Here is a 26,093-nt window from a genome sequence, read left to right on the forward strand (position 1 = left end):
GTGCGGATAATGGCGGAATGAGATCGATAGGCACCACGGAGCTGTCCGTTTTCCCGATATCGCTCGGTACGAATGTCTTCGGCTGGACCGCCGACAAGGAGTCCTCTTTCGCCGTCCTGGACGCGTACGTCGAGGGCGGCGGCAACTTCATCGACACCGCCGACGTCTACCCGTACTGGGTGACCGGCGAGTCCACGTCAGAAATGATCATCGGCGAGTGGATGCACGTGCGCCGCAACCGTGACTCGCTCGTGCTCGCCACCAAGGTCGGCATGCTGGAGGGCCTGACCGGGCTGTCCCCCGCGACGATCCGGACGGCGGTCGAGGACTCGCTGCGCCGGCTGCGTACCGACTACATCGACCTCTACTGGGCACATGTGGACGACCACGACACGCCTCTGGTGGAGTCGCTGGCGACGTTCGACGCGCTGGTCCACGAGGGCAAGATCCGGTACGTCGGCGCGTCCAACTACGGCGCGGACCGGCTGGCCGAGGCCCTCAAGACCTCCAGTGACGAGGGGCTGACCCGGTATGTGGCGCTGCAGCAGCAGTACAACCTGGTCGAGCGCGGCTACGAGAGCGAGCTGCGGGACGTGGTGGCCCGGGAGGGGCTGTCCAGCACGCCGTACTTCGGGCTGGCGCGCGGCTTCCTGACCGGCAAGTACGCGCCCGGGGTGACCATCGACAGCCCGCGGGCCGGGATGGCGGCCGAGTACCTGCAGAAGGAGCACGGGCGCCGGGCGCTGGAGGCGCTGCTCAAGGTGGCGGCCGAGCAGGAGGTGGCCCCGGCCACGGTGGCGCTGGCCTGGCTCGCCGCCCAGCCGACGATCACGGCCCCGATCGCCAGCGCCCGGGACGTGACGCAGCTCCAGCCGCTGCTGGCGGCCGCCGAGCTGACCCTGACGGAGGAGGAGCTCGCCCTCCTGAACGAGGCCTCCCAAGCCTGACGCATCCGACGGGCCGTGCCTGCGGTCAGCGGGCGCGGTCCGCCAGGGAGACGCACAGGGCGCGCAGGTCGGCGGCGTCCGGCAGGTGGTCGTCCATCACCGCCACCGCCGCCGCGACGTACCGCTCCGCCTGGGCCTGCGCGGCGGCCCGGCCGCCGGCCTCCTCGACGAGGCGGGCGGCGTGGTGCACGGAGTCCTCGTCCGAGACCCCCTCCGCGAGGAGGTCGGAGAGCTCGCGGGCGGCGGGGTGGTCGGCGGCGAGGGCCGCGAGGACGGGGAACGTCTTCTTGTCGCGCCGCAGGTCGGAGTAGACGGGCTTGCCCGTGACGCGCGGCTCGCCCCAGATGCCCAGCATGTCGTCGACGATCTGGAACGCCACCCCCAGATCGCGCCCGGTCTTCCACATGAGGTCGCCCAGCTCGGGAGCGCCGCCCAGGGCCACCCCCGCCGCCGCGGCGGCCGCCAGCAGGCCGCCCGTCTTGCCCGCGACCATCTCCGTGTATTCGGCGATCGTGACCGCCTTGGGCCCGCGCCACGGCCGGTTCTCGAAGGCCATGTCCGCGGTCTGCCCGTTGACGAGCTCGATCAGCGCCCTCGACAGGTACGTCATCGCCTCGGGCCGTCCGGCGAGCTGGCCGACGGCCAGGGCCAGGAGGGCGTCGCCGGTCAGGAGCGCCGGCCCGACCCCGTAGGCCTTCCAGAGCGCCTCCCGGTGCCGCCGCCGCTCGTCGTGGTCGATGATGTCGTCGTGCGCCAGCGAGAAGGCGTGCACCAGTTCCACCGCCACCGCCGCCGGGAGGGCCGACTCGGCGGTGCCGCCCACGGCCTCGGCGCTGAGCATCGCGATGGCGGGCCGCACACCCTTGCCACCGTCGCCTTGGTGCGGCCTCCCGTCGGCATCCGACCAGCCCAGCGCGAACGCGGCCATCCGGGCGCCCCCCGGGTGCAGGACCGAGACAGCCTCGCGGAGAGCCGGTTCGAGCAGACCCCGGCAGCGGGCCACAGCGCCGCCGCCCAAGGGATGGCTGAGATTCAAACGGTGCTCCTACCCCGGTACGATCTTGAATCTACATGCACAAGCATGTGATACTCCACCCATCGATTGACATTTGTCAGGAAATGTCCACGGCGTGAGACGGACACGGTACGCGATGGAGGAAGCACTCGTGGCGATGGAGGCCGCCCCGCGCGACAGGCAAACCGCCACCCCCTCCCAAATAACGACAAATCGGACAATTTATTATAAATCACTTTTTTCGCGATAAATGTCCGCCTTGCAGAGATCGCATCCTAGATCCGGGAGCGCAGCCATGCCGCACGCCAAGGAACGTCCGTGACCAAGCCCGAAGTCGTTCCCTTTTACCGGGCCATCCCCCGGCTGGTGAGGAACCCCGCCATCGAACTGGCCCGGATGGGCACCGACGCCGCCGGGCGGGTCGTCCGGCTCGACCTCGGCCCCTTCCGCCCTTACCTGATCTCGCATCCGGACCACGTCCAGCAGGTGTTCAAGACGGACTGGACCAACTTCGTGCGCGCGGGCATGTTCTGGCAGCCGCTCCAGCGCCTGATCGGTCAGAGCATCATGGGCGAGGGTGAAGCCTGGGCATCCGCCAGGAAGATCCTCCAGCCGCTCTTCACCGCGCGCTACACGGCCGTACTGGCCGAGGACATGGCCGACATCATCGCCGAGCGCATCGTCGAGCTCGACGACTACGCGCTGACGGGCCGCCCGATCGACGTCGAGCACCAGATGACCTCGATCGTCAACCAGGCCGTCATCAACCTGCTGTTCGGCGGCCGGATCACCCGTGACACCGCCGAACGGCTGGCTCCCGAGTTCGCCACGTGCGCCAGCTCGATCGGCTTCCGCATGCTCTTCCCCTCCGCGCCGTACTCGATCAGGGTCCCGGGCGACCGCGCCTTCCTGCGATCCACGAGGAAGATCCACGAGATCATCAACCCCCTCATCGAGCGGGCGCAGCGCGAGGACACTGCGGGCAAGGAGAGCAAGGAGGTCGTCTCGGCGCTGCTCGCGGCCAGGCTCGAGAAGGAGGGCAAGGCCGACCTGCGGCAGATCCGCGACGACCTGGTGAACGTCTACGGCGCCGCTTCGGAGAACACGGCGATGTCGCTGATGTGGCTGTGGGCCGTGCTGGACGACCACCCGGACGTGAACGCCCGGCTGCAGGAGGAGATCGACCGGGTGATCGGCGGCGGCCCGGTGCGGCCGTCGCACGTCGCCGAGATGCCGTATCTCCGCATGGTCCTCCAGGAGCTCGTGCGGGTCTACCCGAGCGCCTGGGTCGTCCCCCGTCAGACCGTGGCGGACACGGAGATCGGCGGCGTCCGGATCAAGGCCGGCTCGCAGGTGCTGGTCAGCCCGTACGCCACCCACCGGCTGGAGGAGTTCTGGCCCCGGCCGACGGAGTTCGACCCCGAGCGCTGGGACAACGAGAGGTCCGAACGCCGGCACCGCTACTCGTTCATCCCCTTCGGCGCGGGGCCGCACGTCTGCCTCGGCCAGCACCTGTTCTATATCGAGGCATCTCTGTTGATCGCCAACCTGTTCACCAGGTACCGGCCGGCGCTGCCCTACCCGCAGAAGCTGACGCCCCTGGTGGGGGGAGCCACCTTGCGGCCCAAGGAGAAGCTCTTCCTCCAGTTGCACCCGGTCGAACGGAATCGTGCGGCGTGAGCATCGGCGAAATGGCGGACAGCACCGCGGCAGCGGAAGAACTCGTCCAGAGCCTCATGCTCAGGCCGTGGGGGCAGGTTTCGCCCTCGGTCTACGAAACCGGCCGGCTGGTCTCGCTCGCCCCCTGGCTGACCGGCCACCTGGAACGCATCGAGTACCTGATCGACACCCAGCGGCAGGACGGCGCCTGGGGCGCACCCGACGGGTACGGCGTGGTGCCGACCTTGAGCGCCACCGAGGGGATTCTCTCCGCTTTGACGCGCGGGGACCTGGACACGGACGGCGAGCGCCTGGCGGGTGCGGCGGACCGTGGCCTGCGGGTGCTCGCCACCTGGCTGAGCGGCCCGCTCGAGCTGCCCGACATGCCGGCGATCGAGCACATCGTCCCCTCCCTCGTCGACCGCATCAACCAGCACGTCGAGGGCTTACCGGGCCGGGCGCCGATTCCGTTGCCCGAGGCCATGAGCTACGACACGCTCCACGCCGTCAGATCCTGGGTCAAGTCCGGCATGGAGGTGCCGCAGAAGCTGCTCCACGCCCTGGAGATCGCGGCCGACGAGGCCGCCGGAGCGCCCGGCATCCGGCCCACGCCCATCGGCAGTGTCGGCGCCTCGCCCGCGGCGACCGCCGCCTGGCTGGGCGAGGGCGGGGGACCCGACGCGCACGAGCCGGCCCGCGGACACCTGGAGGCGGTGGTCCGGTTGTACGGCGGCCCCGTGCCCGTCGGGCTGCCCATCACCGTGTTCGAGCGAGGCTGGGTGCTGAGCTGGCTGCTCCGGGCGGGCGTGCCCGTCGAGGTGCCGCCGGAGATGGTGGCCGACATCAGAGCGGCCATAGGTCCGGCCGGCACGCCCGCGGGATCCGGGCTGCCCGCCGACGCCGACACGACGTCCGTGGCTCTGTACGCGCTGGCGCTGCTTGGCGCGCCGCACGAACCGGACAGCCTGTGGGGGTTCCGCTCCGGCACCCACTTCTCCACCTGGCCCGGCGAGCAGGGCGTCTCGGTCAGCGTCAACGCGCACGTGCTGGACGCCTTCGGCGAGTACGTCCGCCGCAGGCCCGCCGCCGCACCGCGCTACGACGAGACCATCGCCGAGCTGGCCGCCTGGATCCGGGATTGCCAGGGTCCGGACGGAAACTGGACGGACCGGTGGCACGCGTCGCCGTACTACGCCACCGTCAGCTGCGCGCTGGCGCTCGACGCCTTCGGCGGGGAGGTCTCGCGGGAGGCGGTGCGCGCGGCCGCCGAGTGGACGCTGGAGACTCAGCGGCCGGACGGCTCCTGGGGCCGCTGGGAGGGCACGGCGGAGGAGACCGCGTACGCGATGCAGATCCTGCTGCTGACCCGAGGACGTACGGATCCGCGGCATATCCGTGCGGCGGATCGGGGTCACGAATACCTGTCACGCTCGACCGGCGACGACCACCCCCCGCTCTGGCACGACAAGGACCTGTACGTCCCCCGCGCCGTGACCCGCGCCGCGGTGATCGCGTCGTCGCACCTCAGCCGTCAGGCCCGGGCGCAGGCGGTCTAGCTCCGATGAGCTCCGGCTCAGACGGTCCAAAAATCACCGCCGTCGAAGTAGAAGCCCCAGGTGATCATCATCTGGCGGCGAAGATCTTCTGCCACGCCCGGACAGGACTGCGCGAGCCGGTCCAGCGCCGGGTCACATGCCTTGCGTTCTTCGGCGATCAGTTCCCGCAGAGCGTGCTCGTCGAGCCCGAGCATCTGTGCGTTCAGGTCCGCCCATTGGCGGTCGCGGTTGACGGTGCGCAGGTCGTTGACCAGGCGCATGACCCGTTGAGTCGCGTTGGCGGCGTCGATGATCGCCGGCAGGTGCTCGCGAGCGGCTTCCGGTTCGTCGGTGCTGATCAAACGGGAGACCCCGACACAGGTGGAGCCGAAGTTCGCCGCATTACCCAGGTACTCCTGCACGGTGGGTGCGGCGCCGGTCTGCCGGGCCGCGGTCTTCCAATCCCATTCCCGCGCCATCGCATCGAGCATCGCGGCCAACTCGGTGCGCCACACCGGTCCCAGCCGACCGAACGCGGGCGCGTGAGCCAGGTCGTCGCGGATGTGAGCGAGCAGCCGGGCCAGGGGCGTACGCGGGTCGTCGCCGGCGATGACGTCCTTGCATTCCTCGACGATGGCCTGCACCTGGGATCGCTCTGTCGCATCACGGTCGATGGCCGCGTCGAGCGGGAAAATCCAGAACGCCAGCCGGGAGGGACCCCGCAGCACGCCCGGGTCATGGCGCGGGGTGCCATAGACCATCATGTTCGCGATCTGACCAGGGGTGTCGGCGAACTCACCGGTGTCGAAGAGCTCGGGGTAGCACGCGGCGGTGCTGCGAAGGTCCCGGGCACATTCCGCCGCGCGGGCGGACAGGGCATCGGACGAAAGCTCGTCAGGGAGGGACGGCGAGGGGCTCATGACGGCTCCTGTCAGGTACTCCCAGCCAAAAGGGATACCAGGGTTGGAAACTGCGCATTGTTCGGAATCGGTTAATGATCACACCGCGACTGAGATGACACAACGCGGGCGGCGCCCACGGCACACTCCGACCCGCCGCTCCGCGCCCCGAGGCACCCGATCGCGGAGGACGGGAGCCAGGCCGGCGCATCGGGGCTCGGTCGGCGATGACGGCGGCGTCGCGGGCATCGGTCTTGCCCTCGCCGCGGAGGTGTAGGGGCGCGGCCCAGCCGTGGCGAGCCCGCCGGCCGCTGTGATTGGCCAAGAAGACGGCCTGCGAGGTTGTTACGAATGCCGAAATGACTGCAGGTAGGACTGGTCACTTGCGGTGCATACCGACACTCCACATCTTTGGGTGAAAAATTGACTAATAGGCTGTCAGAACCTGACATCTGTGATTAATGTTTCTTGAGAGGCGCTTTGCGAGTGCGCTAGAGTTCCTTGATCGATACTGTATGTAACCTCGCCGCACGTAAGGTGTCCGGCAGACCAGATATGACTTGCACAGGGTGGGTATGATAATGCGCTTCCGCAAGACGGGGCTGCGGACCAAGATCACGGCTCTGCTGCTCTCCCTGGCGGCCTTGTGGGTCTTCGCTGCGTGGGTCACCCTCCGTGAGGGAGTCAACCTCCTGTGGGTCTCCCAACTCGACTCCGCCATTGCGACCCCCAGCGACCCGGTGCTCTTCGGCCTGCAAAAAGAGCGCCGGCTTTCGGTCGTGAGGCTGAGCGAGAAGACCCCCCAAACCCGCAAAGAGCTCGAAACACAGCGTAAGCAGAACGACCGCGTCATCGCCGCTTTCCAGGAGTCGGTCAACGCCGGTCTGGTGAGCTTGGCGTTGGACGAGCAGGGCGAGAAGCGGCTCGCCGACCTGCTCAAGCAGCTCGAATCGGTCAAGGAGATACGCAAGGCCATCGACGCGGGCAAGCTTGACCGCGTACAGGTGATGACCGAGTACAACGACGTCATCGACCCCATCGACCGTCTCTACGGGTCGATGGCGACGCTCGACGACAAGGAGGTCGCCAAGGACGTCCGTACCCTCATCACTCTGAGCCGCGCCAGCGAGCTCCTCACCCGGGAGGACGCGCTGCTTGCCGGCGCGCTCGCCGAGGGGCGGCTGACTCCCGCCGACCAGGCACAGTTCAGCCAGGCCGTGGGCGCCTGGCGGATCGTCGCCGGACAGGCCGCATCCGAACTGCCCGATTCCGAAAGGGCCGCCTACGACAGGCTGACCAAGAGCCGGCCGTTCGTCCAGCTCCAGACCATGGAAACGCAGGTCATGGAGCATGACCCGGCCGCTCTGAACCTGCCGTTCACCGGTGACGAGTGGAAGTCGGCGACCGAACGCTTCCTGACCGACTTCAACGGCATGGTGCTCGGCGCGGGCGACCGCATGGTGGACCGGATCGTGCCCGTCGCCGTCAACGTGATCGTCCGGCTGGTCCTGGCGGGTGGTCTCGGGCTCATCGCCGTCATCGCCTCGATCATCCTGTCCATCACCACGGCCCGCGACCTGCTCGCCCAGCTGCAGAAGCTGCGCGACGCCGCGCACGAGCTGTCCGACGACCGGCTGCCCGGAGTCGTCGAGCGCATCGGCCGCGGCGAGGACGTCGACCTGGCCAAGGAGGTGCCCGCGCTGGACTTCGGTGACGACGAGATCGGCCAGGTGGGCCAGGCGTTCAACACCGTGCAGCACACCGCCGTCAGCGTCGCCGCCGAGCAGGCCGAGCTGCGCCGCAGTATCCGCGACATCCTGCTGAGCCTGGCCCGCAGGACGCAGGGCCTGGTCCACCGGCAGCTCACCGTGCTCGACGTCATGGAGCGCCGCGAGACCGACCCCGAGGAGCTGAAGGAGCTCTTCCGGCTCGACCACCTCGCCATCCGCATGCGCCGCAACGCGGAGAACCTGATCGTCCTGTCCGGCTCGGCCCCCGCCCGTACGTGGCGCCGCTCGGTCCCCATGGTGGACGTCGTCCGCGGCGCGCTGGCCGAGGTCGAGGACTACACCCGCGTCACGCTCATGCCCATGGGCGACGTGGTGCTCGTCGGCCGCGCCGTCGGTGACGTCATCCACCTGCTCGCCGAGCTGATCGAGAACGCCGTGTCGTTCTCGCCCCCTTACACGAACGTGCAGGTCAGCGGCCAGCTCGTGGCCAACGGGTACGTGATCGAGATCGAGGACCGGGGCCTGGGCATGAAGCCCGAGGACCTGGACGCCGCGAACGAGCGCATCGCGGACCCGCCCGAGTTCCGCATCACCGGCACCGCCCGGCTGGGCCTGTACGTGGTCAGCCAGCTGGCCAAGCGCCACGAGATCCAGGTGGTGCTCAAGGCGTCGCCGTACGGCGGGACGACGGTCGTGGTCCTGCTGCCGCAGGAGCTCGTACAGCTCGATCCCACGCCCGAACCGCAGGACGGCGGGCGGCGGGAGCGGCTGCCGCGCCGGACGACGGCGGTGGCCGCGGCGGCCACCGGGGCGGCCACCGCGTCGCGGCCGGTCACCGGGGAGAACGTGCGGACGCTCAAGCCCGCACGCCCGATGCCGGTCCCGGCGCCGACGCCGGTCCCCCAGCCTGCCCGCCCGATCACCGCTGTGGAGACACAACCCGAAACGCCAGCCGAACCGGAGCAGAAGCCTGTGACCGAGTTCACGTCGAACGGGCTGCCCCTCCGGGTGCCCCAGGCCAACCTGGCGCCAGCGCTGCGGGACGACACGCCCACGCAGCCCGACTTCGAGGAGGACGATGACGAGCGCTCGCCGGAGGAGATCCGCGCGATGATGGGATCTCTGCAGTCAGGCACCCGTCTTGGCCGCACCGAAGCCGCCAAGATGCTGGATGAGCAGTCTGGAGATGAGGCATGACCCCTACCTCCGGCACCGACCTGAACTGGCTGCTCGACGACCTCGTCGGCCGTGTCAAGGAGGTCGAGCACGCCATCGTGCTGTCGTCCGACGGCTTGCTGATGGCCTCCTCCGCCGCGTTGCAGCGGACCGACGGCGAGCACCTGTCCGCCGTCGCCTCCGGCCTGCAGAGCCTGGCGAAAGGCGTCTCGGACCACATTTCCGGCGGCTCCGTGCGGCAGACGGTCGTGGAGTGGAAGAACCAGTTCCTCATCGTGACCACGGCGGGCGAGCGCGCCTGCCTGGCCGTCCTGTGCGCGCAGAACGCCGACATCGGGCTGGTCGCGTACGAGATGGCGATGATGGTGGCCCGCGTCGGCCAGTACCTCACCTCGGGCGCCCGCAACGCCGAGGCCGTCGCCAGGAGCGACCGGTGAGAGGCGCGGACGAACCGACGGATGAGCACTGGGTGGATCCGGAGATCATCCGGCCCTACGTGGTCACCCGTGGCCGTACGCAGCCCGTGCACGGCCGGTTCGACCTGATCTCCATGGCCCTCGCGGTGGGCCCGCCGCCGGGCCCCGACGCCGGGCTCGACCCGGAGCACCTGCGCATCATCCAGCTCTGCCGCGAACCGAAGTCGGTCGCCGAGATCGCGGCATACCTCGACCTGCCGGCCGGCACGATCCGGGTGCTGCTCGGCGACCTGTTCGACCGCGAACTCGTCTCTGCCCAGGAACCACAATCCGAGGTGGACATGCACGACATGAAGATGTACAGGGCGGTGCTCGATGGTCTTCGCTCGCTCTGAGCGTCCGCGCCTGCCGACGGCGATCAAGATCCTGATCGCGGGCGGCTTCGGCGCGGGCAAGACGACGATGGTGGGCGCTGTCTCCGAGACCCGGCCGCTGCGCACCGAGGAGGTCCTGACCGACCGCGGGATAGGCGTGGACGACATCTCCTCGGTGGAGGCCAAGCGCACGACCACCGTGGCGATGGACTTCGGCCGGATCACGCTGGGCAACGACTACGTCCTGTACCTGTTCGGCACACCCGGCCAGGAGCGTTTCTGGTTCGTGTGGGACGAGCTGGCGGAGGGGTCGCTGGGGGCCGTCATCCTGGCGGACACGCGGCGCCTGGCCGACTGCTTCCCGTCGGTCGACTATTTCGAGCGGCGCGGGACGCCGTTCGTGGTGGCCGTCAACTGCTTCGAGGGATCGCCGTCGTTCGAGCTGGACGAGGTACGGCTGGCGCTCCAGCTCAGCCCTTCCGTCCCCATCATCATGTGCGACGCCCGCAAGAAGGACTCGAGCCGCGAGGTCCTGATCGCCCTGGTCAAACACTCGGCCCGGCTCCGCGCCGAACCGGTCGGCAGCTAGCCCCCGGGAGGCGCCCGTTCATCAGGGGCGCCTCCCGGGGTTTTTCAGCGGAAACGGTCCGTCGCGGCGACCACCTCCGCCACCATGTCCCTCCCGCCGTGTCCCTCGCCGCAGACCACGAGCTCGCTGCCCGGCCAGCTCTTGTGGAGCTCCCAAGCGGTCTCGAGCGGCCCGCTCACGTCGAGCCTGCCGTGGACCAGCACCCCCGGGATCCCCTTCAGCAGGTGAGCCTGCTCCACCAGGTCGCCCTTCTCCGGCAGGAAGCAGTCATTGCCCCAGTAGTGGGTCACCAGCCGCGCGAACGTCATCCGGAAGACGGGATCCTGGAAGCGCGGGTTCGGCTGGTACTGCGGGTCGAGGCTCACGTGGGTGTCCTCCCAGTCGCACCAGTCGCGGGCGGCCTTCTCGCAGGTGCTCGGGTCGGCCAGGAGCCTGGCGTAGGCCGCGGCCAGGTTCCCGTCACGGTCCTGTTCCGGCACTGCGTCGCGGAAGCGCTCCCACTCCTGGGGGAAGACCCGTCCCACGTCCCGGGTGATCCACTCGATCTCCTTGCGGCGGCTCGCGGTGACCGCCATCAGGATCACCTCGCTCACCCGTTCCGGGTGCCGCTGCGCGTAGGCCAGGCTCAGGGTCGAGCCCCACGAGGCCCCGACCAGCTGCCACTTCTCGATGCCCAGGTGCGCCCGCAGGAGCTCCATGTCGGCGATGAGGTGCTGAGTGGTGTTGACCGACAGGTCGGTCTCCGGCAGCCCGGCGTTCGGCGTGCTGCGCCCGCACCCCCGCTGGTGGAACAGGACGATCCGGTACACCTCGGGGTCGTGGAAGCGCCGCCAGTTGGCCGAGAACTCGCCCCCGGGGCCGCCGTGCACGATCAACACCGGCTTGCCCGCCGGGTTGCCGCTCACCTCCCAGTAGACCTGGTTGCGGTCGCCCACGTCGAGCATGCCCTGGTCGTACGCTTCGATCGGAGAATACATAGGCGCCAAGGTAATGCCCGCCGGGCTTGGGGACGGCGCCGTGACCGTCCTCAAGGCGCTTCGTAGCGCAGGTTGAGCACGCCGGTCTCGAACGTCTCGGACGTGACCAGCTTCAGCGCGTGGGTCGGGCCGTCCTCGAACAGCCGCTGCCCGTGGCCGACGGCGATCGGGTGGACGAGCAGGTTGAGCTCGTCGAGCAGCCCGTTGGCCAGCAGCCACCGCACGGTCGTCGCGGAGCCGGACATCTGGATGTCGCCGTCGACCCGCTCCTTGAGCTCGCGCAACCTGGCGGCGACGTCGCCGTTGACGACGGTGGTGTTCTCCCAGTCCGCCTTCTCCATGGTGCTCGACACGACGTACTTGGGAAGGGCGTTGAAGGTCGCGGCGATCTCCTTGTCGCTCTCCGCCGACGTCCAGTACGCGGACCACTCGTCGTACAGCTTGCGGCCCATCAGCATCGCCGCCGCGCTCTGCATGCCCGCCTCGACGACGGCGCCCATCTCGTCGTTCCAGTACGGGAAGTGCCACTGGTCGGGCGACTCGACCACGCCGTCGAGGGAGATGAAGAAGCTCGAAATGATCTTAGCCATGGTTCCGTTCCTTGCGTCTTGGAGGGTGTTCGCCCCGTTCGGCGTGCTCAGAGCATAGGCAGCGAGGAACGCGCGCATCTTGTACAGAAGCGACAGCGCCTCCGCCGGATCCCCGCTGGCACCATGGATCCCGTGACCATCGAGCTTGTGGAGCACTACACGAAGGCGACCTCCGAGAGCACACGCCTCACGAGATCGCCGCACGGCATGCTGGAGTACCGGCGTACCCAAGAGCTGCTGAGGCGCACGCTGACGCGGCCTCCCTGCCCGGCGTCACCGCGACGCCCGTGAGCTCCGTGCCCCGGATCAGAGCGCGGACGTCGTCCTGCTGCTCGGCCCTCTCTACCACTTGACCGAAGCGGCCGACCGCTCCCAGGCGCTCGCCGAAGCCCGGCGGGTGCTGCGTCCGGGAGGCCTCGTGGTGGCCGCCGCCATCAGCCGCTACCTGTCGCTCCTGGAGACCGGCACGACAGGACGGCTCACCACGGAGATGGCGCCCGCGGTGAGGCAGGTCATCGCCACCGGGGACTACGACGGGCACGTGGGCTTCATGCCCACCCATTTCCACACCGCGGACGAGCTGAGAGCCGAACTGGAGAGCACGGGGCTGAAGGACGTGCACGTGTACGGAGTCGAAGGGCCTGCCTGGCCTGCTCTGGACGTCGCCGGGGAACGCGAACTCGATCAGCTTGTGGACGCGGCGCTCCAGTGCGCCCGCGTCGCCGAGCAGGACCCTCTGATGATCAACGTCAGTGCCCACCTTCTCGCCGTGGCCGCCGTACCGCCGCGCTGATCAGCCCAAGGGCCTCTTCCGGGCCAGCAGCACTTCGAGGCGCACCGGTTCGAGGAACCGGCCGGTGGGGTCGGCTGCGAGCAGGGCCTCGGCGATCGCCCGCTCGAAGGCGGGCCGCCGATCACCGAGCAGCCGCCGCAGCGGCAGCGACGTCGAATACAGGTAGCCAATGATCCGCTCCGCTGTCCACGACCGCTCGAATTCATGGGCCTCCCGGGCGACGTGGGCAAACGGCGAATCAGCCAGCACCGCCGCATGCGACCTGGCCGGCGTCCCGGCACCTGTCTCGGGGAGCGGGCCCAGGAACCGGTGCTGCACCTCTTCGATGGCGTGCTGCCAGGCGGTGATCGGCCGCGCCAGGCAACCGTCATTGGCGATCACCACACCGCCGTCGTCCTCCACCATGCCGGCCAGCGCCTCCAGCACCCGCTCCCGCTCCATCCACCGGCTCAGGGTCGACGCCGTCCCAGCGAACAGCCCCTGCGGGATCATCCGAAGTTGTTGGTCTGTTCGTTGTGGTCACCGATCTGCACGCCCTTCCCCTCCTGGATGTGCACCACGGCCCCGGAGCCGGGCGGCGTCCGCGCCTCGCGCTCACCGTTCCCGGGTGCCTGCCGCTGCCGGATCCAGCCGGTGACGGCGAGCGTGAGGGCGGCCAGCTCGCAGAACGCGGCGATCACCCCGGCCGGTCCCGCCGCCTTGTCCATCCCGGCCACCGCGACGTACGCGCCCAGCCCCGCCGCGACGACCGCCCCGGCCGCCACGGCGGTCCACATCAGCACCCGCCACTTCATATCTCGCATCATTCGCCCGGACCATGATCGATGCCTATACGGGGCTGGTTGTTAAGACCTTTCCGATACGTGGTGGCCAGGGTTATCGCCTTGACGGCGGGCGGCGCGCGAGAGAAATGTGGAGCAGGCCAGGGGGGCGAGTCGGCGTGGGCGCGTACAGGGGACATTCCAGGAGACCGGCGGCACGCTCGGAGGAGCGGGCCCAGCCGGCGGCTCAGTCGCTGTCCGCGCAGGCCCGGCCGGACCCGGCGCCGCTCGGCGTGACGGCGAACGAGCAGGCGGCACGACGCCTCGAGGAGCGGCGCAAGCAGATCGCCGCGGAGCTCGACCGGCTCACGGCGGCCGTGCGCGGGCTGGAGGAGCGCGCGCCGTCGCCGAGCCGGTCCGCTCGGGCACGGAAGCTCCTGACCGAGATCAAGAGCCTGGAGGCGGAGCTGCGGCGGCAGCCCGCGCGGCACCCGTTGGCGGCCGTCCTCCTGCGGGAGGACACGCCTTCGGCGAAGGCGTCGCGCCTGAGAAGACGGGTGGAGACGGTCATCGCCCAGGTGCCGGGCTCGCGGCCGGAGCGTGAGCGGCAGCCGGTACGAGGCGAGACCACGCTACCGACGGGCGCCGAGTCGCCGGCCTCGCTGGAGACCGAGCTACCGAAAGGCCCCGAATCGCCGGCCGCGGCGGAGACCGAGCTACCGAAGAGCGCCGCGTCGCCGGCCGCGGCGGAGAACGTGCTGACCGTCGGGCGGCAGTCCGCGGACGGCGTCACCGTCAAGGAGACCTTGCTGGGCGAGCGGACCCGCAGGGTGGACATCAGCGGCTCCTGCGGCGTGGTGGTCGGTTCGGGCAACCGGCAGCACAACCACTTCCACTACCGGCTCGCCGACCGCCCGATCTCCCTGGCGGAGGTCCTCACCGCGACACCCGCCCACGAACGCGCCCTGGCCAACCTCGTCGAGAACCCCGCCAGCGCCCGCGCCAACCGCGCCATGCGCTCCCTCCTCGGCAAGGAGGCGACCAGGGTCATGGCCCGCGACGACGCCGTCACCGCGAGGTCGGTGCCGAAGCGCGTCCGCCTGTCGGGCGTCCTCGGTCCCGGCGGCGAGATCGTGGTACGCCGCTCCGAGGGCGTCGTGGTCGGCCGGGGCAACGTCCAGAACAACCACTTCCACTACCGCCTCGAACGCCCCGACGCGCTGCTCGCACGAGCCCTGGCCGAGAACGACGGCGCCATGCGGGCGATCGGCCAGATGTACCGGGACCCCGCGGGCCGGATGACCGACCGGGACCTGGGCGCGATGTTGACGCGGCTCGTCACGGCGAAGAGGCCGGCGGCCGACGCCGTCCAGGGCCACGGCGGCCGGACCGAGCGCGTACCGGACGGCCGCGGCGTCATGATCGGCTCGGACAACGTCCGGATCGACGAGGTCCACTCCCCCGGCCGTTCCGGATGGCGCGTGATCCTCAGGAGCGCGGCCGATCAGAACGTCCCGGCCAAGGCCGTCACCAGGCCGTCGGTCGACAGCGAATCGGGGCAGACGCGCCACTCGTCCTCGTCCCGCAACCTGAGCAGGGACAGGTGGTAGCCGTCGCGTAACACGCCGACCGCGAGCCGCGCCCGGCGTACGCCGAAGCTCTTGCCGCGCCGCCGTCTGCCGAGGCGGGTCACGACGGTCACCTCGGTCACCAGCACGCATCCGTGCACGTCGTCCGGCCAGGTCACCTTGGCCAGCTCCGTCCCGAGATCGCCCGGGCCGAGCGGGGTGAGGGAGATGGCCAGGAGGGCGTCCGGCGGCACCTCATCCAGCGGGTCCAGGGGGTAGGCGACCCCGAGATAGGTGTCGCGGTCGGTCAGGGCGTACATGCGGTGCGCCCCGTCCCATCCCTCACCGGCGGCGTCGCGCCCGGCCGCGATCACCGCGGCCGTCAACGCGTCGCGACCAGCCACGAAGGCATCATCCCCCTCGGGGGACGAGAGGAAAAGCGCGGCCCGTTTCGAGCACTACGCCCGCCGCCTACCGGCGCTCCTTCGGCCGCCGTGATCACCATAAGGGGCTGGTGGGCAGCCCCTGACGAAGTCCGATCCGCGACAGAGGAGCGTCAGCGCAGGGTGGCGGTGAAGGTGCGGCCGTGGGAGTGGCGGGTCGTCGCCTGGACGAGGGTGCCGCCCGGCACGCGCCGTACCGTCACCCCCTCGTCGGCCGCCTCCAGCCTGAGGGGCGCGCCGGTCAGGACGACGCTGACGCGGTCGCGTTTCATCGTGGGGTCCGACAGGGCGACGACCGTGCGCTCGCCGGACTTGACGATGACCGAGGCGGGGCCGTCGACGATCAGGTGCCCGGCGTGGCGGGGGCCGTCGGAGAAGACGTTGGCGGCGACGATCCCGAGCGCCTTGTGCCTGACGGCCTGCACGTGCCGGTCGTTGGCCAGGACGGTCAGCGGGCCGTCCGCGTAGCGGCGCAGGCGGGCCTCGGTCGCGTTCGGGACCAGGGCGTAGGCGAGTCCGGGGACGGCGCCGGTGGCGGGGTGGGCGATCGAGGCGGTGAAGACGTTCTTGGTCACGCCGGTGTCGGGGTTGGACGTGCGCACGACTCGGCGGCTGCGGGTCACCGTCTCCAGCCCGGCCGCGACGGTCTGCCGGGTGAGGAAGGCGTACCCGATCGCGGTGGCGCGGGTGCCGTTGGCGTAGCGCAGCCAGCGCGGCGGCGTGGTGTCGCCCGGCTGCCAGGCCCGGCCGCCCCAGCTCTCGCCGGTGAGCGCGACCGCGTCGCCCGGGGCGGCGATGCGGCTGTCCACGGTGGTCACCGCGGCCCGGCCGCCCTCACCGGAGACGCCCGCGGCCAGCACCACGATCTCGTCGTCGAGCATGAACCAGGACTTGGTCGCGCGGGCGTTGCGGTAGGCGACGAAGTCGTCGGGCAGGATGCCCGCCTGTTTGGCGGTGTAGGCGGCGTCGTCGGACTGGACCATCCCTGCCGCGCCGTACGCGCCGAGCGTCGCGCCGCCGGAGAAGACGTTCCCGGCCTTGGGGAAGTACACGTAGGTGTTCTGGGACTCCGAGGAGGAGGTGAAGTTCAGCGGGTGGCCCGGGTTCTCGTACCAGAGCCGGCCGTACAGCTCGGGCACCGTGCGCCGCTCCTCCACCGGCGCGGTGATCCCGGCCAGCCGGTACGGCGAGACGGCCGTGTAGTAGTCGACGCCGAACACCTCGCGCTGGTCCTCCCCCGCGAGGTAGAGGTAGTACGCGCCGTCACCCTGGAACCAGGGCATGAGATTCTCGCCGCTCATGTACTCGTATTTGCTGATCCGCTCGGAGCTGCGCGCCAGGGCGAAGGCGTAGCCGGGCCGCCGGTGAACGGTCCTGTCCATGGAGTTGAACGCCACGCAGCGCGCGGACGGATTGAGGTCGGCGGCCGGGATGGCGGAGTCGGCCCGGATGGCCGCGTACCGGGCGACGCTGACCGGGGAGACGAAGGCGGCCGTGTCGGCGGCCGGCAGGAACCTGACGTACTTCTTCAGCGCGAGGGCCTCGGCGCCCTCGACGTGGTCGGCCAGGTCGGCGACGGCCTCCACGACCACCCCGACGTCGGCGTAGCCGGTGGTGGTGCGCGAGGCCGCCCGCCCCTTGACGATCTCCATCATCCAGCCTTCGAAGATCAGCGGGGCGAAGCCGTCGGCGACCCAGCGGTACACCACGCCGGCCAGATCCTCGGAGGTGCCGCCGCTCGTGGCGCCCTCCAGGGTCTTGAGGGTCTGGACGACGCGGGTGAGCAGGGCTTTCCCGTAGGAACCGGTGTAGGCGACCGAGTGGTGCTGGATGAAGGAGCCGTCGCGGTAGTAGCCGTCGGTGTTGCCGTGCTGGAGGTTGTACGGGTCGATCGTGGCGAAGACGGTGGCCTGGTCGGAGATGGCCTTGCCGACGCGGGCGTCGTCGCCGGTGAGCGCGCCCTGCACGATCCGGTTGGCGGTGATGTCGGCCAGGTTCGCCCCGGTGTGGAAGCGCGAGTCGAGGTCGACGTCGCCGTTCTTGCCGTTGCGCAGGTAGGCGTCCATCGAGGCGATGTACGTCGCCGTCAGGTCGGGCCGGTCCTCCCGTACGCGGTCGGCCAGCAGGGCCAGGGTCCTGCTCACATGGGTGGAGATGCCGATCTCCCAGTTGTGCCAGTTGCCGTAGTAGCCCGCCGGCTGATCGCCGTAGTAGCGCTCGTGCAACCACTGCAGACCGTCGAGGACCCGCCGCTGGACGGCGGTGTCACCGTCGAGCTGCCCGGCCGGCGTGCGGGTCGCGAGCGCGATCTCGAACAGGTACTGGTACGCCAGCCGCAGGTTGGCGTCGTCGGTGCCGAGCCTCAGTCCGGCGAACAGCTCCCCGGTGCCCGCCTGGTCCATGGCGGTCAGCCGCTGCCGGGCGGTCGCGGTGATCGACGCGAGCTTGCCGGCGACCTCGGGCCGGGCGTTGACCTCCGGGGTGCCCGCGAAGATTGCCACGGTGTTGGCGAGCAGCCGCGCGTGGTCGATCCCCGCGGCGGCGCGTACGGGGCCGGCCGCGGCGAGCAGACCGGCGGCGGGGAGCAGGGAGAGAACCTGGCGGCGGGACATGTGCGGCACGGCGAGCTCCAGGCCGTTGGGGGGATATGCCGGGCTCACCATACATGATCCCTTTCGCCGGGCCAGGGAGGCGAAATCCATGCTCCCAGCCCGGCGGCACGTCAGGGCTGAGCGACACCGAGGTTGACCGGCAGCGACAGCGGGCCGATCGTGAAGAACGACGGGGAGTACGGGATGTCGTCGGGGTCGATCGCGAGGCTGAGCCCCGGCAGCCGCCGGTACAGCGTGGCGAGCGCCAGCCGGCTCTCCAGCCGGGCCAGGGGCGCCCCGATGCAGTAGCGCGGGCCGTGGCCGAAGCCGAGGTTCCCGGTCTGCTCGCGGGTGATGTCGAACGCGTTCGCGCTCTCCCCGTACTCCACCGGATCGACGCCGCTCGCCTGGTAGACCACGCCCACGGCCTGGCCCTTGGGGATGTGCACCCCGGCGACGGTCACGTCCTCCGCCGTGAAACGGAAGCTGGTCATCATCACCGAGTGGCGGTAGCGCACGGTCTCCTCGACCACGTCGGCCCACCGCTCCCCCGCCTTGGCCAGCGCGAGCTGATCGGGATTCCGGGCCAGCGCCACGATGGCGTACCCGAGCAGGTGGACGGTGGTCTCGTGGCCGGCGACGAGCATGATCCACAGTACGCCGACCAGTTCGTCGGTGGTGAGCTTGTCGCCCTCGTCGCGCGCCTGGACCAGGCCGGAGGTGAGGTCGTCGCCCGGCTCCCGCTGCTTGCGCTCCACCAGTTCGTGCAGGAAGGCCTGGAGGTCGTTCTGCGTCGCGAACGCCACCTCCGGCGGGGTGGTGTGGGCGAGCAGCGTGGAGGTCCAGTTCCGCAGGCGGAGCCGGTCCTCGGCGGGGATGCCGAACAACTCGCAGATCACCCACATCGGCAGCGCCTCGGTGAAGGCGGGCACCAGGTCGACGCCGTCGTCGGCGGCCACCACCTCGTCGAGCAGCTCATCGATGATCTGCTGGATCCGCGGCTCCAGCGCCTGCACCCGGGACGGCGTGAACGCGCTGCTGATCAGACCGCGCAGGCGCCTGTGGTCGTCGCCGTCCATGGTGGACAGGTGACCGCCCTGGATGATGGCGCGCAGCGGCCAGTCCTCGGGGATCGATCCGTCGTGCAGGGCGGGCCAGTGCCGGGGATCCCTGAGGAAGGTCCTGTTGTCGCCGGCGAGGATCTCCCGTACGGCCTTGTGGGTCAGGGCCAGGTAGGCGGGCACACCCCCTGGGAACTCCACCTCGACCACGGGAGCGATCTCCCGGAACCGGATGCAGGTGTCGAGCGGGTTCTCGTCCACGGCGGGGAACGAGGGGAGGTTCGTTGTCATTTGCCGCCCTTAGGGAGTAAGTCGGTAAGTGACCAGCCGTCCCATCAAATATCCGCAGTGATCAAGAAACAACAGGGGCCGGTGTTCAGTGACGTGATGGTTACCTTGCGTTCGACCGTGCTGGTCGGACGTTCAGAACGACGGGCTCTCGGCCGCCCGGCGGGCGCGGGTGAGGGGATGGTCTGCGCCTGAGGCCCACTCGCGGACCGGGAGCAGGACGGCAGGGTCTCGGGGGGCCGTTGCGGCGACTGCGGAGCGCGAGCAGCGCGGCGCGGCCACGTCACGGGCGCTGGTCGCCGTATCGACATTGGCGGTGGTGCTGTGCGGCGGCTCGAGCGCCCGGATCGACGAGAACGGCCGGCTCGTCAGCTGGTCCAGATAGCGGGCCGGGCAACAGCAAATGCTCCGCTGGGACGCGTCGTCGAGGCGAATCAACAGATTGCCGCTGCCCGCCTCGCCGAACGTCACGGCCGTTCTGGCGGACGCCTTCGGCCCGACGGGCGATCCCGTGGAGCACGGTTATCGAAAGGTCGATGACCACTCCTACGAAATCGAAGAAGGGCTCGGCGTCTTTCGTCTCAGCTTTCCCGACGACCTCGACCGGCGTACTTTCGAGGCCGTCGACCCGGTCGACGGGCAGGTGAAGAGCCGCATCGACGCGATCCGGCTCGGGGACGGCCCGGTGATCACGCCGGAGGTCCTGGAGATGACGGCCGCGGTCCCCACCGACGCCCGTTGAGGTCAGGCGGGCGGGGTCAGGCCGAGGGACGTGATCAGGGCGATCATCTCGTCGCGGTAGATCGCGGCCGGATCGCGCGTGAGCGTGCGCAGGTGGCCGTAGATCTCCAGCGCGACCAGGCCGTGCATGCGGCCCCACACCCGTAGCGTGAGCGCCACCGCGTCCGGCGGCAGGTCCGGGAACGTGGCCCGGATGTCCGCCGCCAGGCCGGGGTCGAAGTCGGACCAGGTGTAGGAGCCCGGGCCCGGCCCGGTCCAGGCCGCCGCGACCAGGCCCGTGAGCCCCCGGCATGCCCGGTGCTCGGCCTCGTTCGCCGGGCTGTCCTCCGGGGGCTGGTAGCCGGGGACCGGGTCGCCGTAGATGAGACGGAAGCCCTGCGGGTTGGCCAGGGCCCACTCGCGTACGGTCTGCGCCCAGGCCAGGACGCGGCCGCCCGGGTCGGCGGCGGGAACGGCGTCGCGGGCGGACTCCGCCCGGTCCACCAGGGCCGTGTAGAGGTCGGCGATGAGCGTGGTGACCAGGTCGTCGCGGGTGGCGAAGTAGCTGTAGATCGCGCCGGCCGTCATGCCCATGTCGCGGGCGATAGCGCGCAGCGAGATGGCGTCGGGGCCGCCGGCCGCCATGAGCTTGAGCGCGATCTCCTTGATCTCCGCCGTGGTCTCCGCGCGCAGCCGCTCGCGCCTGGTCATCGTCGTCTGATCACCCACGCTTGACAGTCTACAGCGTTGGGCTACTGTTCCCCGTGTACGAATTGAACGGCGTGTAGAAAGTTCGCGCCGTGTAAAGAGAGGGGATTCCCGAGTGACGCTTGCCACCTCTCGTGCGCCGACCGGCGTGGGCCGTTCCGGGCCCAGGCTGGCGCTCCTGGCGTTCACCCAGCTCATCGTGGCTCTCGACTACAACATCGTTTACGTGGCGCTGCCCGACATCGGGACGGCGCTGGGCTTCAGCGCGCGATCCGTGCAGTGGGTGGTGAGCGCGTACGCCATCGGGCTCGGCGGGCTGCTGCTGCTCGGCGGCCGGGCCGTGGACAAGCTCGGCGCCCGGCGCACGTTCATGCTCGGACTGGCGCTGTACGGCGTGGCCTCCCTGGCCGGCGGGCTGGCCCCCGGCTCCGGCGTGCTGATCGCCGCCCGCGCCGTCCAGGGCGTCGGCGGGGCGCTGCTCACCCCGGCCACGCTCGCGCTGATCTACCGGGGGTTCGAGGAGGGGCCCGCGCGCAACCGGGCGCTGGGCGCCTGGGGCATGGCCGGCAGCGCCGGGCTGGCCGCCGGGTCGCTGCTGGGCGGCGTGCTCACCAGCGCCCTGGGCTGGGAGTGGGTGTTCTTCGTGAACGTCCCCCTGGCCGTCGGCGCCGTCCTCGCCGCGCCCCGGCTGCTCCCCTCCGACGGCCGTCCCGCGTCCGGACTGCGCGGGTTCGACGTGCCGGGCGCGCTGCTGGCGACGGCGGGGTCGACGCTGGTGGTGTTCGGCCTGGCGAGCGGGCCGGAGGCCGGATGGGGGTCGGTGCGCGGCGCCGGGTCGCTGGTCGCGGGCCTGGCGCTGCTGGGGCTGCTGGTCCTGGTCGAGGCGCGTGGCCGGGATCCGCTGATCCCGCTGCGGCTGGTCCGGCGGCGCGGCCCGGCCACCACGATGGTGGTGATCGCCGTGTTCCAGGGCACGCTGGGCGGCGCCTACTACGTGCTCACCACGTACCTGCAGCCGGTCCTCGGCTACAGCGCCCTGGAGGCGGGGCTGACGTTCCTGCCGCTCACCCTCGTCTGCATGGCCGCCGCGCTGAAGGCCGCCCCGGTGATGCTCGGCAGGTGGGGGATCCGTACGACGCTCAGCGCCGGCATGCTCGGCGCCGCAGCCGGGATCGCCCTGCTGACCGCGGGCATGCCCGCGGGCGGCGGCTTCTGGACGCTGATGCCGGGCAGCCTCGTCTGGGGATTCTTCGGCGGCGTCGCCTTCGTCGCCCTGTTCGCGGCGGCCGGCGCCGGGGTGGCACCGGAGGCGCAGGGCGTCGCGTCGGGCCTGGCCAGCACGGCCAAGGAGGTCGGCGGCGCGATGGGGCTGGCCGTCTTCGTCGCCGTCGCCACCGCCTCCTCCGACCTGCTCGGCGGGCTGCACGCGGCCGGCTGGGCCGCCGCGGCCGCCACCGCCCTGGGCGGCCTCGCCGCCCTGGCACTCGAACCGAACCGAACCACGGAAGGAATCACGTCATGATCGACGACCTCATCGGCAAGTACCTGGACGTCTGGAACGAGCGCGACGCCGCCGCCCGGGACCTCCTGATCAAGACCGTGCTCACCGACGACTCCGTCTACTCCGATCCCGACTACGCCGGGCTGCGCGGGCACGCGGAGTTGTCCGAGGCGATCGGCCGGGCCCAGGAGAACTTCGGCGACCTGGTGTTCACCCTCGGCACGCTGGTCGGCGCCCATCACGACACGGCGCTGTTCACCTGGCGGCTCGGCGCGCCGGGCTCGGAGACGCCGGTGGCGACCGGCTACGACGTCGTGGAGTTCGCGGGCGACCGCATCAGCCGCGTGGTCGGTTTCTTCGAATGAGATCTCCTTGTCAGGCTGGATTGACAGCGGCTCGCTTGTCAGTCTAGCTTGACAAGCATGCGAACTCTCACACCTGCGGGCCCCGCCCCCATCGCAGGGCCCGGCGACCCGACGCCCAGCCGGCTGCTGCTGTGCGGGGTGGTCGCCGGGCCGCTGTTCGTCGTCGCGTTCCTCGTCGAGGGCGCCCTCCGTGCCCACTACGACCCGCTGCGCCACCCGGTCAGCTCGCTCGCGCTCGGGCCGGGCGGCTGGGTGCAGGCGGTCAACTTCGTCGTGGCCGGCCTCTTGATGCTCGCCTTCGCCGCCGGGCTGCGGCGGGCGCTCCACAAGGTCTGGGGCCCGGCCCTGGTGGGGGTCTGGGGCGCCGGCCTGATCGGCGCCGGGGTGTTCACCACCGACCCGGTGAGCGGTTACCCGCAGGGCACCCCCGACCTGCTGGCCGAGCACGGCAGCACGCACGCGGCGCTGCACGACTACCTCTCGCTGGCGGGATTCGCAGCGCTGATCGCGGCCTGCCTGGTCTTCGCGGTCGGGTTCGCGCGGGACCGGAAGCTCGGGTGGGCGGCGTACTCGGCCGCCAGCGGGGCCGGGTTCACGGTCGCGATGGCGCTGGCCACGATCGCCTTCAGCCAGAACCCGGCGCTGGTCGCCCACGGCGGGCTCTTCCAGCGCGTCGCGGTCACCATTGGCTGGGCCTGGCTGACCCTGCTGGCGCTCCGGCTGCTCAGGCGGCGACCCGCCGGGCCGCGAACACCAGCAGGACGACCGCGGCGACCGTCATGATCGCGTTGCTGGCCAGGTCGGCCGCCGGGCTCGCGGGCACGATCACCTTCCACGGGAACGAGTGCCACGCGTACGTGAGCATGGCCCCCGCCGCGAGCGCCAGCCGGTGCGCGTCCGACCAGCCGGACCCGTGCGACCAGCGTCTCACCAGGACGCCGACCCCGGCGAACAACGCCAGATAGAGCAGCACGCCCAGCCACGCCGGGACTGACAGCCCGGCCAGCCAGGGCGACAGGCCGGTGGGGTCGCACGCGTAGAGGAGCACGAAGAACGCGCCGGCCGCCAGGGCGAACACGAACACCACCCACGGGCTCGGCGCCCGCCCCGCGACGGAGGGGGCGGTGCGGGGCAGGCGCAGGCCGAGCACGATGGACGCGACGACCAGTACCCCGGCGCCGGCGTACTGGATCGGGGTGGCGAACCAGCCGCCGAGCGCGCCCGTGGCGAAGGCTCCGAGGACGAAGTAGATCGCGAAGAACACGGCCACGGCCCAGAAACCGCGCTTCTTCAGCCACGGCTCGGTGCGGCGCGGACCGGCCAGCGTCTCCATGACCGCGATCGGGACGCTGATGCTCCAGATCGTGTGCACGCCGACCATGAACAGCAGCCAGGGGACCCCGATCCCCAGCGCGGGAACGTAGCCGTAGTCGAGGATGCGCACGCCGTACCAGTGCTGGTTCCACAACGTCTGGGTGAAGAACGCCTCCTCGAACATCCCGTATGCCAGCCCGAACGCCAGCATGGCCGGCCAGCCGCGCCCGGTCCGCCGGACCGCCTCGCGGATGAGCAGGGCGGCGGTCCCGTAGAGGGGAACGGTGCCGACCAGCACCCCGACATTGGTGATCGCCATGTTCCCCATCAGGAACTCGGCGGTCAGCGGCGCCAGGAAGAAGAGCCCGATCGCGGGCGCCACGCGAGCGAGTAAGGGCATCTGGTGAGTCGTTGTCACGACCTCCAGATAACACCACTTCGAGTAAAGTTACAACTGATGTAAAGATATTCGTGATGTAATCACCTGCCGGGCGCACGTGCTTGACGACGGCCGTGGCCCGGCGGATCTTTGCAGGTAGGAGGTCGCCCATGACCGAGAACGAGCTGCTGTCCGAGCGGGTGGCCGGCGGGATCCTGCCGCGGGTGCTGACCACCTTCGACATGGTGGCGATCTTCGTATCGATCGTCCTGTTCATCACGAACGCCGCCGTCATCCAGTCCGCGGGCCCGGCCGCGTTCGGGTGGTGGATCATCGCGTTCGCGCTGTTCCTCGTCCCGTGCGCGATCGTCACGGGCCAGCTCGGCGCCATGTTCCCCGGCGAGGGCTCCATCTACCTCTGGACGACCAAGGCGTTCGGGCCGTTCTGGGGATTCTTCGCCGGGTTCTGCGCCTGGTGGCCGGGTGTGCTGGTGATGGTGGCGACCGGGACGCTGACGATCTCGTTCCTCGGCTACGTCTTCCCCGCGCTCGGGGAGCTGTCCGTGGCGGCACAGGGCGGGCTGATCGTGGCGATCCTGCTGCTCGCGGCCGTGCTGGCGGTCCTGCGCTTCCGGCTGACGCAGAACGTGGTGAACGTCGTCTTCCTGGCGTACGGGCTGGCGATCCTGCTGATGTTCGCGGCCGGGATCGCGCACCTGGCCCAGGGGCACCCGGCGGCCACGAACCCGTGGGACTTCGCGGCCTGGAGCCCGTCGGCCGAGCACGGGCTCAACTTCGCGAGCTGGAGCTTCTTCGGCCTGGCCGTGCTGGCGCTGCTGGGCGTCGAGGTGCCGCTGAACATGGGGGTGGAGATCAGGCAGGAGCGGGCCGTGACCCGGTACCTGCTGTGGGGGTCGCTGGCCGTCATGGTCGCCTACCTGGTCGCCACCTGGGGCGTGATGGTGTCGGTGCCCGCCGGGGAGGCGGCGAACATCACGGCCGTGGCCGAGGCCGTGGGGATCGGGCTGGGCGGCTGGGCGGGCAAGCTGGTCGCGCTCGTGCTGGCCGCCATGTTCTTCATCATCACCGTCGTCTACAACTACTCCTTCGCCCGGCTGATCTTCGTGTCCGGGCTGGACCGGCGGCTGCCGAAGGCGGTCAGCCACGTCAACGCGCAGAAGGTGCCGGACGTGGCGGTCTGGATCCAGACCGTGCTGGCCGGGGTCTTCACGGTGGCGGCGTTCGTGGTGGTGCCCTTCGCCGCCACGAACACCGCCACCAGGCCCGCCGACGCGCAGACCGAGGTCTACAATGTCCTGCAGGCCGCGGTCACCGTGATCTGGTGCCTGTCGATCGTGGTGCTGTTCGTGGACGTGCTGATCATCCTGCGGCGCTACCGCGAGCAGTTCGAGGCGCGGCGGCTGGCCTCGCCCGCGGTGTTCTGGGTGGCCTCCGTCGTGGGGGCGCTGGCCTCGCTCGTGGGCGTGGTGGCCACGCTCTCCGGGTCGTGGACGCCGCTGATCTCCAACGACGCGGGCAAGGTCACGCTGCTCGGCGCCGAGATCGCGTACGGGATGTGGTTCTGGCTGGTCGGCGGGATCGCGCTGGCGTCGCTGCTGGTGGGCGCCCTGCTGTACCTGGTCGGGCGCCGGGTGGCCGCCTGAGGCCGGGCGGCACGGCGAAGGGCCCGGCCT

General features: G+C 70.5%; 26 protein-coding genes. 15 read left to right on the forward strand and 11 right to left on the reverse strand.

The window, feature by feature from the left end; all coding sequences use genetic code 11:
* Positions 1-17: 17 nt before the first annotated feature.
* Positions 18-947, forward strand: coding sequence for an aldo/keto reductase (locus tag ACWEPL_RS00085; protein WP_452434394.1), 930 nt, complete (start codon positions 18-20; stop codon positions 945-947).
* Between the two features lie 25 nt (positions 948-972).
* On the opposite strand, the gene ACWEPL_RS00090 is transcribed toward ACWEPL_RS00085, so the two are convergent.
* A complete protein-coding gene (locus ACWEPL_RS00090; protein WP_452434396.1) occupies positions 973-1,983 on the reverse strand; it encodes a polyprenyl synthetase family protein in 1,011 nt (336 codons plus the stop codon).
* A 297-nt stretch (positions 1,984-2,280) separates the two neighbouring features.
* On the opposite strand from ACWEPL_RS00090, the gene ACWEPL_RS00095 reads away from it, so the two are divergent.
* Entirely contained in the window at positions 2,281-3,642 is a 1,362-nt protein-coding gene (locus ACWEPL_RS00095) for a cytochrome P450 (protein WP_452434398.1), read from the forward strand.
* An 11-nt stretch (positions 3,643-3,653) separates the two neighbouring features.
* Positions 3,654-5,177 (forward strand): prenyltransferase/squalene oxidase repeat-containing protein, encoded by a 1,524-nt coding sequence (locus tag ACWEPL_RS00100; RefSeq protein WP_363965300.1) that lies wholly within the window; start codon positions 3,654-3,656, stop codon positions 5,175-5,177.
* 17 nt (positions 5,178-5,194) lie between these two features.
* On the opposite strand, the gene ACWEPL_RS00105 is transcribed toward ACWEPL_RS00100, so the two are convergent.
* Complete coding sequence (locus tag ACWEPL_RS00105; RefSeq protein WP_452434400.1) at positions 5,195-6,076, reverse strand: terpene synthase family protein; 882 nt, start codon at positions 6,074-6,076, stop codon at positions 5,195-5,197.
* A gap of 560 nt (positions 6,077-6,636) precedes the next feature.
* Here ACWEPL_RS00105 and ACWEPL_RS00110 point away from each other — a divergent pair.
* Genes ACWEPL_RS00110 through ACWEPL_RS00125 form a run of 4 tightly spaced genes read left to right on the forward strand, consistent with a single transcriptional unit; the run spans position 6,637 to position 10,340 of the window.
* Complete coding sequence (locus ACWEPL_RS00110) at positions 6,637-8,982, forward strand: nitrate- and nitrite sensing domain-containing protein (protein WP_452434402.1); 2,346 nt, start codon at positions 6,637-6,639, stop codon at positions 8,980-8,982.
* Positions 8,979-9,398, forward strand: coding sequence for a roadblock/LC7 domain-containing protein (locus tag ACWEPL_RS00115; protein ID WP_185077532.1), 420 nt, complete (start codon positions 8,979-8,981; stop codon positions 9,396-9,398). The genes ACWEPL_RS00110 and ACWEPL_RS00115 overlap by 4 nt, the downstream gene beginning before the upstream one ends.
* On the forward strand, positions 9,395-9,772 hold the full coding sequence (locus ACWEPL_RS00120; RefSeq protein WP_185077533.1) for a DUF742 domain-containing protein: 378 nt from the start codon (positions 9,395-9,397) through the stop codon (positions 9,770-9,772). Before ACWEPL_RS00115 ends, ACWEPL_RS00120 begins: the two co-directional genes overlap by 4 nt.
* On the forward strand, positions 9,753-10,340 hold the full coding sequence (locus ACWEPL_RS00125; protein WP_350722156.1) for a GTP-binding protein: 588 nt from the start codon (positions 9,753-9,755) through the stop codon (positions 10,338-10,340). Before ACWEPL_RS00120 ends, ACWEPL_RS00125 begins: the two co-directional genes overlap by 20 nt.
* 44 nt (positions 10,341-10,384) lie before the next feature.
* Here ACWEPL_RS00125 and pip read toward each other — a convergent pair whose 3' ends face one another.
* Together pip and ACWEPL_RS00135 are read right to left on the reverse strand one after the other, a co-directional pair.
* Complete coding sequence (gene pip, locus ACWEPL_RS00130; protein ID WP_363965307.1) at positions 10,385-11,317, reverse strand: prolyl aminopeptidase; 933 nt, start codon at positions 11,315-11,317, stop codon at positions 10,385-10,387.
* 50 nt (positions 11,318-11,367) lie between these two features.
* On the reverse strand, positions 11,368-11,907 hold the full coding sequence (locus ACWEPL_RS00135) for a dihydrofolate reductase family protein (RefSeq protein ID WP_363965309.1): 540 nt from the start codon (positions 11,905-11,907) through the stop codon (positions 11,368-11,370).
* A gap of 132 nt (positions 11,908-12,039) precedes the next feature.
* On the opposite strand from ACWEPL_RS00135, the gene ACWEPL_RS00140 reads away from it, so the two are divergent.
* Together ACWEPL_RS00140 and ACWEPL_RS00145 are read left to right on the forward strand one after the other, a co-directional pair.
* Positions 12,040-12,198, forward strand: a complete 159-nt coding sequence (locus ACWEPL_RS00140) for a hypothetical protein (protein WP_363965311.1) — start codon at positions 12,040-12,042, stop codon at positions 12,196-12,198.
* 37 nt (positions 12,199-12,235) lie between these two features.
* Complete coding sequence (locus ACWEPL_RS00145; protein ID WP_452434664.1) at positions 12,236-12,700, forward strand: hypothetical protein; 465 nt, start codon at positions 12,236-12,238, stop codon at positions 12,698-12,700.
* Here ACWEPL_RS00145 and ACWEPL_RS00150 read toward each other — a convergent pair whose 3' ends face one another.
* Positions 12,701-13,192, reverse strand: coding sequence for a hypothetical protein (locus ACWEPL_RS00150; RefSeq protein WP_452434403.1), 492 nt, complete (start codon positions 13,190-13,192; stop codon positions 12,701-12,703).
* The gene (locus ACWEPL_RS00155; protein WP_363965315.1) at positions 13,189-13,494 is read right to left on the reverse strand and encodes a hypothetical protein; all 306 of its coding nucleotides are present in this window, start codon (positions 13,492-13,494) and stop codon (positions 13,189-13,191) included. The genes ACWEPL_RS00150 and ACWEPL_RS00155 overlap by 4 nt, the downstream gene beginning before the upstream one ends.
* A 146-nt stretch (positions 13,495-13,640) precedes the next feature.
* Between ACWEPL_RS00155 and ACWEPL_RS00160 the strand changes: the two genes are divergently transcribed.
* A complete protein-coding gene (locus tag ACWEPL_RS00160) occupies positions 13,641-15,071 on the forward strand; it encodes a hypothetical protein (protein WP_452434404.1) in 1,431 nt (476 codons plus the stop codon).
* Here ACWEPL_RS00160 and ACWEPL_RS00165 read toward each other — a convergent pair.
* From ACWEPL_RS00165 to ACWEPL_RS00175, 3 genes are all read right to left on the reverse strand, one after another.
* Positions 14,966-15,433, reverse strand: a complete 468-nt coding sequence (locus ACWEPL_RS00165) for a PPA1309 family protein (RefSeq protein WP_452434406.1) — start codon at positions 15,431-15,433, stop codon at positions 14,966-14,968. The genes ACWEPL_RS00160 and ACWEPL_RS00165 overlap by 106 nt on opposite strands.
* 152 nt (positions 15,434-15,585) lie before the next feature.
* Positions 15,586-18,135: a polysaccharide lyase family 8 super-sandwich domain-containing protein gene (locus ACWEPL_RS00170; RefSeq protein WP_452434408.1), complete on the reverse strand. Its 2,550-nt coding sequence runs from the start codon at positions 18,133-18,135 to the stop codon at positions 15,586-15,588.
* Positions 18,136-18,194: 59 nt separating this feature from the next.
* Positions 18,195-19,415, reverse strand: coding sequence for a cytochrome P450 family protein (locus ACWEPL_RS00175; RefSeq protein WP_452434409.1), 1,221 nt, complete (start codon positions 19,413-19,415; stop codon positions 18,195-18,197).
* Positions 19,416-19,854: 439 nt separating this feature from the next.
* Between ACWEPL_RS00175 and ACWEPL_RS00180 the strand changes: the two genes are divergently transcribed.
* Positions 19,855-20,154 carry a hypothetical protein gene (locus tag ACWEPL_RS00180; RefSeq protein WP_452434410.1) on the forward strand — a complete coding sequence of 100 codons (300 nt, stop codon included), beginning with the start codon at positions 19,855-19,857 and terminating at the stop codon, positions 20,152-20,154.
* Positions 20,155-20,156: 2 nt separating this feature from the next.
* Here the strand turns inward: ACWEPL_RS00180 and ACWEPL_RS00185 are convergent, their stop codons facing one another.
* The gene (locus tag ACWEPL_RS00185) at positions 20,157-20,861 is read right to left on the reverse strand and encodes a TetR/AcrR family transcriptional regulator (RefSeq protein WP_363965325.1); all 705 of its coding nucleotides are present in this window, start codon (positions 20,859-20,861) and stop codon (positions 20,157-20,159) included.
* 94 nt (positions 20,862-20,955) lie between these two features.
* Here ACWEPL_RS00185 and ACWEPL_RS00190 point away from each other — a divergent pair, with 94 nt between their 5' ends.
* The 3 genes from ACWEPL_RS00190 to ACWEPL_RS00200 are packed head-to-tail and all read left to right on the forward strand — an operon-like array spanning position 20,956 to position 23,489.
* Entirely contained in the window at positions 20,956-22,362 is a 1,407-nt protein-coding gene (locus ACWEPL_RS00190) for an MFS transporter (protein ID WP_363965327.1), read from the forward strand.
* Positions 22,359-22,706 (forward strand): nuclear transport factor 2 family protein, encoded by a 348-nt coding sequence (locus ACWEPL_RS00195; protein ID WP_363965329.1) that lies wholly within the window; start codon positions 22,359-22,361, stop codon positions 22,704-22,706. The genes ACWEPL_RS00190 and ACWEPL_RS00195 overlap by 4 nt, the downstream gene beginning before the upstream one ends.
* A 57-nt stretch (positions 22,707-22,763) precedes the next feature.
* Complete coding sequence (locus ACWEPL_RS00200; protein WP_363965331.1) at positions 22,764-23,489, forward strand: DUF998 domain-containing protein; 726 nt, start codon at positions 22,764-22,766, stop codon at positions 23,487-23,489.
* Here the strand turns inward: ACWEPL_RS00200 and ACWEPL_RS00205 are convergent.
* On the reverse strand, positions 23,431-24,420 hold the full coding sequence (locus tag ACWEPL_RS00205; protein ID WP_452434413.1) for a hypothetical protein: 990 nt from the start codon (positions 24,418-24,420) through the stop codon (positions 23,431-23,433). The genes ACWEPL_RS00200 and ACWEPL_RS00205 overlap by 59 nt on opposite strands.
* Before the next feature lie 149 nt (positions 24,421-24,569).
* Between ACWEPL_RS00205 and ACWEPL_RS00210 the strand changes: the two genes are divergently transcribed.
* Positions 24,570-26,063, forward strand: coding sequence for an APC family permease (locus tag ACWEPL_RS00210; protein ID WP_363965335.1), 1,494 nt, complete (start codon positions 24,570-24,572; stop codon positions 26,061-26,063).
* The last annotated feature ends 30 nt before the right edge of the window (positions 26,064-26,093 follow it).

The organism is Nonomuraea sp. NPDC004186 (assembly GCF_053603495.1).